A 12,351-nucleotide genomic window follows, 5' to 3' on the forward strand; every position below is an offset into this window, starting at 1 on the left:
AATAAAATTTTAATTGCTTCTTGTCGTGAGCGTTATTGTTCTTACAATAAAAGAGAGCTTGTGTGGTGCGCAGCATTTCCATGCAAGCATTGTTTTTTGAAAAATTTAAATGCTTTTAAGTTTTATTAAATCTTATTATCATTAAGTGTACAATGGGGGGTGAGAATATAAATTTTTGTTTTGTCAATGACAAAATATTAAGGGCAGGATGGAGCTGAAAGAATGGCAACACGGGAAGCAATGCTAATATTGCTCATTTTGCTTCCCTTTTGTGGAAGTGCTGTTATTGGCTTTTTTCGTTCGACAGCAAAAAATAATGAAGCATGGTTTGCTGGGGGGATTGCTCTCTTTAGTCTTCTTTTTACAATCATGCTTTATCCGGCAATTCGTGGCAATCACATTATCCGTTTAAATATTTCTTGGCTCCCAGAATGGGGAGGTGATTTGATCCTCCGGATGGATGGCCTGTCTTGGCTTTTTTGCTTGCTCATTACAGGAATTGGGCTGCTTGTCGTTGTTTACGCCCGTTATTATATGGATCCTGCAGATTCTGTTCCACGATTTTTTTCTTTTTTTCTAGCCTTTATGGGCTCAATGACAGGGATTGTTTTATCAGGTAATCTCGTGTTTTTGGTTGTTTTCTGGGAACTTACCAGTATTTTTTCTTTTTTGTTGATTGGTTATTGGTATCATAATGCGAGTGCGCGTGAAGGGGCGCGTATGGCTTTAACGATTACAGGTTTGGGTGGTTTTGCCCTTTTTATTGGGGTTTTATTGATTGGGTATATGGTTGGTAGTTTTGATCTGGATAAAATTTTGCAGTCTGGAGATGTGATCCGGTCAAGTTCGCTTTATATCCCTGCCCTTATTTGTATTTTATTGGGTGGATTAACAAAAAGCGCACAGTTTCCTTTTCATTTTTGGTTGCCTAATGCGATGGCAGCGCCAACACCTGTATCGGCTTATCTGCATTCGGCAACGATGGTGAAAGCTGGGTTGTTTTTGCTGGTTCGTTTATGGCCCGTACTCTCTGGGACAGAGTCTTGGTTTTGGATGGTTGGCTTTTCAGGACTCTCAACACTTCTCCTTGGCGCTTATTTTTCCATGTTTCAGCAAGATTTAAAGGGATTGCTCGCTTATTCAACGATTAGTCATCTTGGATTGATTACAACGCTTTTAAGCCTTGGGAGTCCCCTTGCTTGTGTTGCTGCGATTTTTCATATGGCTAATCATGCTACTTTTAAAGCGTCTTTATTTATGGCTGCTGGCATTATTGATCACGAAACGGGAACACGTGATATGCGTAAGCTAACAGGTCTTTATCGCTCTATGCCGATTACAGCAACTCTTGCTTTAGTCGCGAGTGCGGCAATGGCTGGTGTTCCTTTGCTCAATGGTTTTTTATCAAAAGAAATGTTTTTTGCTGAAGCTGTTGAAACGCATATGGAATCATGGCTTGATTGGATTGCTCCTTATGTCGCAACGCTTGCTAGTTTGTTTAGCGTGACCTATTCTGTACGTTTTATTCATAGTGTCTTTTGGGGACCAAAATCGGATAGATTACCCAAAACTCCCCATGAACCACCGCATTTTATGCGTTTACCTATGGAACTTTTGGTGTTTATTTGTTTGGCCGTTGGTATTTTTCCTAATTTTACAATCGGGCCTATTTTAGATAATGCTGTTGTCTCTGTTTTAGGGTCGATGACGATCTCTTATAGCTTGGCTGTTTGGCATGGGGTTAATACACCATTAATGATGAGCTTGGTGGCTTTATTTGGGGGTGGTTTGCTCTATGTTGTTGGGCGGCGTTATTTTTTATCTTGTGATGATGGGGCTCCCTTTTTTCGTCATTTGAAAGGACCGCGTATTTTTGAACGCATTCTTGTGATTATTTCTTGGAAATGGGCACGCACGGTGGAAGCTCTTTTGTCAACACGTCGTTTGCAAATCCAGTTGCATTGGATTTTTGCTGTGTGTTTTATTTTTGTTGGTCTTTTGCTTTGGCGTGATGGTTTCATTGCACTAGGAGGGTTGCCGCTTTTTCCACTTGATATTCCTTTTCTCGCGCTTTGGCTGGTCGGTGGATTGTGCGCGCTTTTAGTCGCTTGGCAAGCAAAGTTTCATCGTCTTGCATCACTCATGCTTTTGGGGGGAGCAGGGTTGATGACGTGTGCAACCTTTTTATGGCTTTCTGCGCCCGATTTGGCTATAACGCAATTGGTTGTTGAAGTGGTGACAGCTGTTTTATTATTGCTTGGTTTGCGTTGGTTGCCTAAGCGTGTGTATAATCCTGCTCCAACGTCTATTCATTTCGGGGTACGTTTACGTCGCGCTCGTGATTTCATTATAGCAATTATGGGAGGTGCTGGTGTTGCATGGCTCTCTTTTGCGATGATGACACGTCCTCAAGGGACAACAGTTTCTAATTTTTTTCTGAAAAATGCTTATTCTGGTGCTGGTGGTCGCAATGTTGTGAATGTGTTGTTGGTTGATTTCCGTGGTTTTGATACGATGGGAGAAGTTGTGGTTTTGGGGGGTGTTTCTTTGACTGTCTTTGCTCTGTTACGTCGATTTCGCCCTGCTCCTGAAAGTATTGAGCCGCCGTTTCAACAACGTGTTCAGGAAGCTTTTGATAAGACAAAACCGGATCGAAATGTCGGGGATACAGTTTTGAATTATCTCGCCATTCCTTCTGTTATTATAGGGTGGCTCTTTTCTGTTATTATTGCTTTTTCTTTTTATTTATTTGTGCGAGGACATGATCTTCCTGGAGGTGGATTTGTCGGCGGTGTGACTTTAGCGATAGGCTTTATTTTGCAGTATCTTGCCCGGGATATTCGTTGGGTGGAAAACCATTTAAGAGTTTTGCCTTTACGTTGGATGGGCTTTGGCTTATTGCTATCAGTTGTCACGGGAGCAGGGGCTTTGTTTGTTGGGTACCCTTTTTTAACATCATTTTTCCAATATATCCATGTGCCTTTGATTGGAAAGATTCCTATAGCATCTGCTTTTTTGTTTGATTTTGGTGTGTTTTCTCTTGTGTTGGGAGCAACGATTCTCATTTTAATCGCACTTGCACATCAATCAATACGGAGTTACCGAATCGGTAAAAAACCTGCTTTAAAAGGGAAGGAAAATTAATGGAAATTATTCTTTCTTTGGCTATTGGTGTTCTTGTGGGATCGGGAATTTGGCTCATTTTGCGTCCTCGAACTTTTCAAGTCATTCTTGGTTTGTCTTTGATATCCTATGGCGTTAATCTTTTTATATTTGCAATGAGTAGGCCACGCAGTAATGCAGCACCAATCGTTGATCCTACGATGGCTATCAATCCAGCGAATTATGTTGATCCTCTTCCACAGGCGTTGGTTTTAACTTCGATTGTGATTGGTTTTGCAACAACAGCTTTATTTTTGGTTATTTTGTTGGTTTCACGCGGTTTAACAGGTTCAGATCACGTTGATGGACGTGAGGTACAGTGATGGGAGCTTGTGTGCATTATCTTCTTATCTTGCCGATTCTTTTGCCGTTAAGTACTGGAGCCTTTCTTCTTTTCTATGATGAACGTCGTTCAAAATTGAAATCACTCATAAGTATTTTTTCTGCCGCATTGTTAATTGTCATTGCTGTTTTATTGGTGATACGTGCTCTTGACGTCGCACCAGCTGTGGATGTTTATCGGCTTGGTAATTGGCCTTCTCCTTTTGGTATTGTTTTGGTGCTTGATCGCTTAAGTGCTATGATGCTTTTGCTTTCTAGCTTGGTGATCAGCGCGACGTTGGTTTTTGCTCGGGCACATTGGTATAAAGCGGGTCCTCATTTTCAGTCATTGATGCAGTTTTTCATGGTCGGAATAAACGGCGCTTTTTTAACAGGTGATTTATTTAATTTATTTGTATTTTTTGAAGTGATGTTAACAGCTTCTTATGGCCTTGCGTTGCATGGTTCTGGTCCATTACGTGTGCGTGCTGGGTTGCATTATGTCGTGGTTAATCTGGTTGCTTCGTTGTTTTTTCTCGTTGGTGCGGCGCTCATTTATGGAATCGTAGGCACCCTCAATATGGCTGATTTGGCTGTAAAAATACAATATATCGCTTCTAGCGATATAACCTTATTCGAAATAGGGGCTGCACTTTTGGGAATTGCTTTCTTAATTAAAGCAGGGGTGTGGCCATTGAACTTTTGGCTGGTTCCAACTTATAGTGCAGCAGTAGCGCCTGTAGGAGCTTCTTTTGCACTTTTAAGCAAAGTCGGTATTTATATTATTTTACGTTTAACATTGTTATGGTTTGGACCAGAAAGTGGACATTTTAGCCATTTTGGTCAAACGGTTTTGTTTTACGGTGGGCTTGCCACTATGGCTTTTGGTTTTATTGGAGTGTTGGCAAGCCAGATTTTGGTACGTTTGGCAGCTTATAGTGTTTTGGTTTCTTCTGGGACATTGTTGACAGCAATTGGGATCGGCAATACAAACCTGATCGCAGGGGCACTCTTTTATATTGTTTCCTCAACTTTGGCACTGGGTGCTTTTTTTCTTTTGGTGGAATTGGTTGAACGCTGTCAAGATGTCGCAGCTAATGTTTTGACGGTGACAATGGAAGTCTATGGGGATGATGAAGAGGAGGAGGAAGATGAAGTCGGGACTTATTTACCAGTAACTTTGGCAATTCTTGGGGCTTGTTTTGGTCTTTGTGCTCTTTTGATTATTGGTCTACCTCCTTTTTCTGGCTTTGTTGCTAAATTTATGATGTTTGTGGCACTCTTAAACCATAGTAAAGAAAATATTTCTCCCTCTCTACTCGTTTATCACGATTGGCTTTTTATGATTTTTGTCACTCTCTCTGGTTTTGCAGCTTTTATTGCGATGACACGAACGGGCATTCGAACTTTTTGGATCTCTCTTGAAGGGAGGATTCCACGGGTGCAAGTGATTGAATTTGCTCCCATTGCCGTTCTGCTTGCTTTGTGTTTTCTTATTACAATTGTCGCTGGTCCTGTTAGTCGTTATATGTTTGAAACAGCTAAAACTTTGTATGAGCCTCAAAATTATATTGGTAGCGTTTTAGATGATTTTTCTTTTGAAAATAGGGGGATTCATCAATGAAATATTGTTATTTTTTCCCTTTTTCTAGCGTAGCAATTATTTTTATGTGGCTGATCTTAAATGGCTTTAGTTTTGGTCAACTGCTTTTAGGCGTTATCATTGCTTTATTTGGGGGCTGGATGATGCGGCTTCTTGAGCCGGAAAAAATAACTATTAAGAGTTGGCGTGCTGTTTTTCAGCTGTTTTTTCGTGTGTTTATTGATTCTATTATTTCAAATATTGCTGTGGCTTGCTTCGTTTTAACTAAAAGATCTCGAAAACAGCAGTCTGGTTTTATTGTGGTGCCCATTTCGCTTGAAAGTTGCACCGCTTTAGCTGTTTTGGCATGTATTCTTTCAGCAACTCCAGGGACTGTTTGGATTGCCTATAATAGAAAGAATAGTGAACTTTTGCTTCATGTCTTAAATTTTGAAAATGGATATGATTACCAAAAATTGATCAAAAAACGCTATGAGCAATTACTTTTGGAGATTTTTTAATGAGTATGCTGATCCTTTATTGGGGGCTTTATCTTTCACAGTTTTTTTTAAGTTTGGCAATGATTCTCGCACTGTTTCGGTTGATTCGTGGTCCACGAGCGCAAGATCGGATTGTGGGGTTGGATGCTCTTTATATAATCACTATTCTTTTGTTTCTGACATTCGATATCCGTTCAGGAACAACCATTTATTTTGTGGCAGCTCTCATTGTTGGCTTATTGGGCCCTGTATCAAGTATTGCGTTGGCAAAATTCCTTATGCGGGGGGAGATTATTGAATGAAGGACGATGTATCGCTTATTGTTGCTATTTCTGTTACGGTTTTTTTGATCTTAGGATCTGGTCTCACGTTGATTGGAACGATAGGATTGGTGCGTCTTCCCACTTTTTATAAGCGTTTACATATGCTTTCGTTGAGTACAAGTTGGGGCGCTGGTAGTATTCTTGTTGCGTCGTTTCTTTATTCAATTTTTGTTGATCATCATTTTGTTTTTCATGAATTTTTGTTGATGATTTTTTTACTTGTAACAATACCAGTCGCTTCTATGTTGGTATCACAAGCAGCAGCTTATCGAGACTATTCAGAAAATAAATTAAAAAAACCGCTGGCCCTTTTATCACGTCAGATGGAAAAACAAACACCTACTTCCGAAGAAATGTCATGTGATACGAGCCAGAGCGATTTTTAAGATACCATAAGCTTTTTTATTCTGTTTTTTGTTCTTCTATACAGTGAATAAGATTTTTTTCTTCTGGGTCATTGATGAGATCAGAAAGCATGGCTTCGTTCCCTTTTGTCCACCATATATAGGGTCCTCCCATATATTTTGTTCCAGAAGCACTGATACTACGGGAAGCGATGATGCGCTTTCCTTGCCATATGAAATCAACAAGTGAAATGTTCCCAGCATTGAGATAGGTTACTTCAACAGACTCTTTATTTGTCCCTGTCTCGCATTGATAGGCAGTAACTTCTGTTGTGGGCTCTGGATCATCTGGGACTTCAATAACTAAAGAGCCAGCAAAAGCATTAGGTGAACCGAAGAGCGGTAGGCTTAAAGCAGTAAAAAATCCTACAATAAAAGCAATTTTTTTCATGATATTTCCTCAGTTATTTAAAATAATAACAGTGATTCATCCTTACAGAGGATGGGTTTTTTTTCTTCTGGATCTTGGATAAGATCATAAAGTGTTACTTCTTTATTTTTCTCCCACCAGATATATTGCTCCCCTACATATTTTGCTCCAGAAGCAGCCATCACATTCGCAGCGATAATACGATCGTCTTTCCATTTAAAATCAACCAATGAAATATCGTCAGCGTTGTGATAGGTTGCTTTAACGCGTTCTTTATTTTCACCCATATCACATTGATAGGTTATGGTTTGTGTTTCTGGATTACCTGACACTTCAATGACTAAAGCAGCAGCTAAGCTACTAGTGACATTGAAAAATAATAAAAAGGAAAAAAATCCTAAAATTTGTAGAGTTTTTTTCATAATGCTTCCCTATATGAAAAGTAATTTATCTTAATAAGATGGTGTCTACGGCAGGATTCGAACCTGCGACCCCAGGATTCATACCACTTCGGTTTTCACCGCCAACCTTATTGGTTGTTTGTGGTCTGGACTGTCTCTTCACCTTGAAGCTTGCGCCTTTTAGGTGCTGCCCGTTCAGTCTCTACACCTTCCTCTCATGTGAAGAGAGGCTTGGCTCGGGATTGGCATATCGTTTTGCCCATGAAGCTTTCCCCGAATTTGAGCAGATCCGCTTTGTGGATTTCTCCTCAAAGCGCCCAATTTTTAGGAATCCTGTGCTCTATCCTACTGAGCTACGCAGACATCATCATAGCTATTCCTTTAATAGAAGTATAAAAACGAATCAATTATATTCAATATGAATTAACGAATTTCTGTTAATTTTTGTTCCAAAAAGGATAAAACTGCATTTGGTGGAACATTTTTTGCAATAAAAGATTGGCCAAGTCCGCGTGTCAAAATAAAAGTCAAATTATTTTGTGAAACTTTTTTATCTTGAGCAATGAGAGTCATTAATGTTTCAGCATCTGGTAGCTCTCCTGGGATATCCTTTAACTGTGTAGGCAAACCCACAGCTTTAAGGTGTGTTTCGATACGATGTATGAGTGTGGGGTCACATAGATTCAGTTGTGCAGAGAATTGATGTGCCAGAATCATTCCAATTGCTACAGCTTCACCGTGAATTAAACGCTTGGAATCATAAGAGGTTGCTGTTTCAAGCGTGTGTCCAAAGGTATGACCAAGATTTAAGAGTGCACGTTCTCCTGTTTCGTATTCGTCGCGGGCGACTATGGCAGCTTTAAATTGGCATGAGCGAACAATGGCTTCTATTCTTATCGCGCCATTAGAAAAAATTTCTTGTCCGTTTTTTTCAAGCCATTCAAAGAAATCAGGCTGGTTAATAAGTCCATATTTGACCATTTCCGCATAACCTGCGCGAAATTCACGTGGTGGGAGTGTGTTAAGAACAGATGTGTCAGCAATAACGCATTGCGGTTGATAAAAAGCACCAATAAGATTTTTACCATATCGGCTGTTGATGCCCGTTTTCCCACCAACAGAAGAATCAATTTGTGCAAGAAGCGTTGTGGGTATCTGAATGAAATTCATTCCGCGACGTATCATACTTGCCGCAAATCCTGCTAGATCTCCAATGACACCGCCACCAAAAGCAATCACACAGTCACCTCTTTCTAAGCGTGCGGCAAGAATTTGGTCGATGACAGTTTGCAAGGTTGAAAATGATTTTGACTGTTCTCCTGATTCTACAATAATAGGGACAGTATGGATTTTATTTTTTGTTAACTCTGCTTGTAATGGATCCAAATGGAGAGGTGCAACATTTGTATCTGTAACAATTGCTAAACGCGTTTGATGAAAATTTTTTTTCTGAAGCGAATGCTTAATTTGTAAAACAGCTTGTGTAATAAGATCTGGACCAATGATGATATCGTAACAGTGCTTGTCTAATTTAATGGTGACAGTTTTGGCTTGCATGCTTATTCTTTCTATCGTTATTTTTTTGTATAGAGGTAATGTTGTAGAGATCGTATGACATTTTTTGCTACACTGTAGGGACTTTCTTTATGACTGTTAATTGTTACGTTTGCTTTTGCATAGAGAGGATAACGCTGTTCCATGAGTTTTTGCATCGTTTCTTTAGGATTTACTGTTTGAAGAAGTGGTCGTGTTGGACGCTTTGAAACACGTTGCATCAGGATATCAAGATCTGCTTTGAGCCAGATAGATATTCCATTTTGCTGAATAGCTTTTCGTGTATCTTGATTGATATAAGCACCACCACCGGTTGCTAAGACAAGGGGACGTTTTTTTATCAGGTTGAGAATAACACGATGCTCAAGGGAACGAAACTCCACTTCACCATAGATTTTAAAGATTTCTGTGATGGACATTTGCGCTGCTTTTTCAATTTCTTGATCAGAATCATAAAAGGGTAAATAAAGCATGGTGGCAACACGTTTTCCGATGACTGATTTTCCTGCCCCCATAAGACCAACAAACACAAGAGCTTGATTATCGAGAGATGATAAGATTTGTCTTTTTATTTGTGACAGAGGCGGATATTGGGGTCGATTACTTTTCATAGCTTATTTCGGCATTTATCTGCTTTAAAGTCAATTCCTGTTAATCTTTATAAGATAGAATTAAGAGATAGAGTATTTTGGAAAGTTTATTATTTTATGCCAACATTAACCAGACTTTTGATGATTCTTTTCATTTTGCTTGCTATGCTTTTTAGTATAATGATCATTCTTGTCGTTTTTGTTGAACCTGTAACTGTTGATATGTCTGTTGATGTCCCTTTGGATTCGCTGGCTCTTTCTTTGAGAATGAATCAATGAAAAGTAACATTGTGATAGAGCGTTTTCTTGAAATGATGAGTGCTGAACGAGGCGCTTGTGCTCATACGCTTGTGGCTTATCAGCATGATTTACAGTGGGCGCAAGAGGAATTGTCTTCGCATTCGGTTTCGCTCCTTTCAGCACAAAAGGAGGATCTCATTGGTCTTTTGTCGCTCATGCATACATTTGGTTTTGCCGCAACGTCACAAGCGCGCCGTTTATCAACATTGCGTCAATTCTATCAGTTTCTTTATGCAGAAGGATTAAGAGCAGATGATCCTTCCAATGATATTGATGCTCCTCGCCAAGGACGTCCTTTGCCCAAAATTATCAGTGAAGATGCGGTGACAAAATTTCTTGATTTGGCGCAGGTGGAGGTTAATCAAGCAGATTATGGATCGAAGGATTATCTGCGCGCATTGCGTCTTCAGCTGTTGAGCGAAATGCTTTATGCAACAGGTTTACGCATTAGTGAGTTGGTGAGTCTGCCTGTGCAGGCTGTTCGAGGGAAAGAATACAGTATTTTGGTTCGCGGTAAGGGAAAAAAAGAACGAATGGTGCTGTTATCAAAAAAAGCTCATCAAGTTCTTTTGCAGTGGTTGGATTTGCGTGATCAAGGGAAAGATGCGAAAAGCCTTTATCTTTTTCCAGCCCATTCAGAAACAGGCTATATTGCGCGTCAAGTTGTTGCGCGGGAATTGAAAAATCTTGCTAAAAGGGCTGGAATAAAAAGTGAAAGCTTTTCTCCCCATGTGTTACGCCATGCTTTTGCTAGCCATCTTTTGCAAAATGGTGCTGATTTGCGTGCCGTTCAACATTTGTTAGGTCATTCTGATATTTCTACCACTCAGATTTATACCCATGTGTTGGAAGAGGGACTTTATCGTTTCGTTAATAAGCATCATCCACTTGCCGGTGCGTAAAAGGCTCGTTAAAGAAAAGGTGATGTTTTTGAAAAAGACTTTATAAAGCAAATTATAAGTGTATAAGTGACACTGAATAAGTTGGTACAAATGTATAATTATCTTGATTTTGAAAAACCAGTTGCTGATCTTGATGGGAAAATTCTTGAATTAAAAAAAATTTCTCAGGAAAAAGGCGGTCTTGATATGAGTGACGAGATTGCGCGTCTTGAAGCACGTTCCCAAACGGCATTGCGCGATCTTTATAAAAAATTGTCGCCGTGGCAAAAAACACAAGTTGCTCGTCATCCTGATCGTCCGCATTTTATGGACTATTCTAAGCGCTTATTGAGTGATGTGACACCTTTGGCAGGAGATAGAAAGTTTGCTGAAGATGAGGCTATTCAAGCTGGATTTGCACGCTTTAAGGGAGAAGCCGTTGCTTACATCGGTCAAGAAAAAGGTCACGATACACAAACACGTTTGCGTTATAATTTTGGTTCTGCACGTCCAGAAGGATATCGTAAAGCTGTCCGTGTTATGGAAATGGCTGACCGCTTTGGTTTGCCACTTCTTACTTTTGTTGATACAGCGGGTGCTTATCCTGGGGTAAGCGCTGAAGAACGCGGGCAAGCAGAAGCAATTGCTCAATCAACCGCTGCAACTTTGCGCCTAAAGATTCCTGTTGTATCCGTTGTGATTGGAGAAGGCGGTTCTGGAGGGGCGATAGCCATTGCCGCTGCCAATAAAGTGTATATGTTAGAACATGCGATTTACTCGGTTATTTCTCCAGAAGGAGCAGCTTCTATTTTATGGCGTGATCCAGCACGTGCAAAAGATGCTGCAATGAATATGCATATTACCGCTCAAGATTTGCTTCGCTTAAAGATTATTGATGGCATTATTTCAGAGCCTGTAGGAGGAGCGCATCGTGATAAAGATATTGCCATTGATGCAACGGGTGAGATTATTTCAGAGGCTTTAAAAGCGATGGCTGGAAAAGATGGTGAAGTTCTTAAACAAGAGCGAAGGGAAAAATATCTTCAAATTGGTCGGTCATTAACATAAGTCGTTTTTTATAAGGGGTGTTGGATTGGAGTTGTTTTCGATGACATTTAACAGATTCCTGGCTGTGTGTGTGTTGTTTGTAATGGGAATATTGACGGCTTGTGAAGGAAGATTACCAGCTTCTATTCGTGCTAAAGTTGAGCAGCCTCTTCCGCAAGAAATCCAGAATAGAATGGCTTTGTATGATATTGATCCCTATGCACCAATTGTGATGCGCTTTTTCAAGGAAGAAAATCTTGCCGAAGTTTGGAAGCAATCTCGTTCCGGTCCTTTTATCTTGGTTGCTCGTTATGGCATTTGCAAATGGTCTGGTAAGCTTGGACCTAAATATAAAGAAGGGGATCTTCAGACACCGGAAGGTTTTTATACGATTACGGCAAATCAAATGAATCCTTATTCAAAATATTATCTTTCTTTTAATATAGGATTTCCTAACCTTTATGATCAGGAAAATGGTCGTACAGGAAGCAATCTTATGGTGCATGGTTCTTGCTTTTCTGCCGGTTGTTATTCTATGAGTGATAAGAATATGGCTCAAATTTATGCCTTTGCACGAGACGCTTTTAAAGGAGGACAAAGAGCATTCCAGTTGCAGGCTTTTCCTTTCCGCATGACCAAGGATAATATGTTACGTCATAGCAATGATCCTCATTACCTATTCTGGGTGATGCTTAAGAAAGGTTATGATTTTTTTGAAGAAAATCGCCAACCTCCAACCGTTGAAGTTTATGGAAAACGTTACATTTTTAATCGCGATATTGATAAAACTTCAGTTTCCCTCATGAAGTGAGCGTTATTTTATTCCGCTATACTGTAAAATACCATCGCTTACGATGGCGATACAAGACATACAAAATTTTATGCATGAGGTGTTTAAGGGAGTTACCTATTTTAA

Annotated in this window: 13 protein-coding genes and 1 pseudogene; 10 read left to right on the top strand and 4 right to left on the bottom strand. The window is 39.9% G+C overall.

Annotated features, from left to right (window positions below):
• Nucleotides 1–222: 222 nt before the first annotated feature.
• The 6 genes from NNJ85_RS04060 to mnhG are packed head-to-tail and all read left to right on the top strand — an operon-like array spanning nt 223 to nt 6,274.
• Nucleotides 223–3,144, top strand: coding sequence for a monovalent cation/H+ antiporter subunit A (locus NNJ85_RS04060; protein WP_254473748.1), 2,922 nt, complete (start codon nt 223–225; stop codon nt 3,142–3,144).
• Nucleotides 3,144–3,485, top strand: coding sequence for a Na+/H+ antiporter subunit C (locus NNJ85_RS04065; RefSeq protein ID WP_005774297.1), 342 nt, complete (start codon nt 3,144–3,146; stop codon nt 3,483–3,485). Before NNJ85_RS04060 ends, NNJ85_RS04065 begins: the two co-directional genes overlap by 1 nt.
• Nucleotides 3,485–5,107: a monovalent cation/H+ antiporter subunit D gene (locus NNJ85_RS04070; RefSeq protein WP_254473749.1), complete on the top strand. Its 1,623-nt coding sequence runs from the start codon at nt 3,485–3,487 to the stop codon at nt 5,105–5,107. The genes NNJ85_RS04065 and NNJ85_RS04070 overlap by 1 nt, the downstream gene beginning before the upstream one ends.
• The gene (locus NNJ85_RS04075; protein WP_254473750.1) at nt 5,104–5,586 is read left to right on the top strand and encodes a Na+/H+ antiporter subunit E; all 483 of its coding nucleotides are present in this window, start codon (nt 5,104–5,106) and stop codon (nt 5,584–5,586) included. Before NNJ85_RS04070 ends, NNJ85_RS04075 begins: the two co-directional genes overlap by 4 nt.
• Nucleotides 5,586–5,867, top strand: coding sequence for a K+/H+ antiporter subunit F (locus NNJ85_RS04080; RefSeq protein ID WP_254473751.1), 282 nt, complete (start codon nt 5,586–5,588; stop codon nt 5,865–5,867). Before NNJ85_RS04075 ends, NNJ85_RS04080 begins: the two co-directional genes overlap by 1 nt.
• Nucleotides 5,864–6,274 (top strand): monovalent cation/H(+) antiporter subunit G, encoded by a 411-nt coding sequence (gene mnhG / locus NNJ85_RS04085; RefSeq protein WP_254473753.1) that lies wholly within the window; start codon nt 5,864–5,866, stop codon nt 6,272–6,274. The genes NNJ85_RS04080 and mnhG overlap by 4 nt, the downstream gene beginning before the upstream one ends.
• A 16-nt stretch (nt 6,275–6,290) precedes the next feature.
• Here the strand turns inward: mnhG and NNJ85_RS04090 are convergent, their stop codons facing one another.
• From NNJ85_RS04090 to NNJ85_RS04105, 4 genes and pseudogenes are all read right to left on the bottom strand, one after another.
• Nucleotides 6,291–6,683 (bottom strand): MliC family protein, encoded by a 393-nt coding sequence (locus NNJ85_RS04090; protein WP_254473755.1) that lies wholly within the window; start codon nt 6,681–6,683, stop codon nt 6,291–6,293.
• 17 nt (nt 6,684–6,700) lie between these two features.
• On the bottom strand, nt 6,701–7,084 hold the full coding sequence (locus tag NNJ85_RS04095) for an MliC family protein (RefSeq protein WP_254473757.1): 384 nt from the start codon (nt 7,082–7,084) through the stop codon (nt 6,701–6,703).
• A gap of 402 nt (nt 7,085–7,486) precedes the next feature.
• Nucleotides 7,487–8,620 (bottom strand): 3-dehydroquinate synthase, encoded by a 1,134-nt coding sequence (aroB, locus tag NNJ85_RS04100; RefSeq protein ID WP_254473759.1) that lies wholly within the window; start codon nt 8,618–8,620, stop codon nt 7,487–7,489.
• A pseudogene (locus NNJ85_RS04105) lies at nt 8,595–9,228 on the bottom strand (shikimate kinase). The gene aroB and the pseudogene NNJ85_RS04105 overlap by 26 nt, the downstream one beginning before the upstream one ends.
• 96 nt (nt 9,229–9,324) lie before the next feature.
• Between NNJ85_RS04105 and NNJ85_RS04110 the strand changes: the two are divergent.
• From NNJ85_RS04110 to NNJ85_RS04125, 4 genes are all read left to right on the top strand, one after another.
• Nucleotides 9,325–9,486 (top strand): hypothetical protein, encoded by a 162-nt coding sequence (locus tag NNJ85_RS04110; RefSeq protein ID WP_254473763.1) that lies wholly within the window; start codon nt 9,325–9,327, stop codon nt 9,484–9,486.
• Nucleotides 9,483–10,409 (top strand): site-specific tyrosine recombinase XerD, encoded by a 927-nt coding sequence (locus NNJ85_RS04115; protein WP_254473765.1) that lies wholly within the window; start codon nt 9,483–9,485, stop codon nt 10,407–10,409. Before NNJ85_RS04110 ends, NNJ85_RS04115 begins: the two co-directional genes overlap by 4 nt.
• Nucleotides 10,410–10,499: 90 nt before the next feature.
• A complete protein-coding gene (locus tag NNJ85_RS04120; protein ID WP_254473934.1) occupies nt 10,500–11,456 on the top strand; it encodes an acetyl-CoA carboxylase carboxyltransferase subunit alpha in 957 nt (318 codons plus the stop codon).
• Between the two features lie 40 nt (nt 11,457–11,496).
• The gene (locus tag NNJ85_RS04125; RefSeq protein ID WP_254473767.1) at nt 11,497–12,246 is read left to right on the top strand and encodes a murein L,D-transpeptidase family protein; all 750 of its coding nucleotides are present in this window, start codon (nt 11,497–11,499) and stop codon (nt 12,244–12,246) included.
• Nucleotides 12,247–12,351: the final 105 nt, after the last annotated feature.

It is taken from the genome of Bartonella sp. B1098, assembly GCF_944896145.1.
GTDB lineage: Bacteria > Pseudomonadota > Alphaproteobacteria > Rhizobiales > Rhizobiaceae > Bartonella.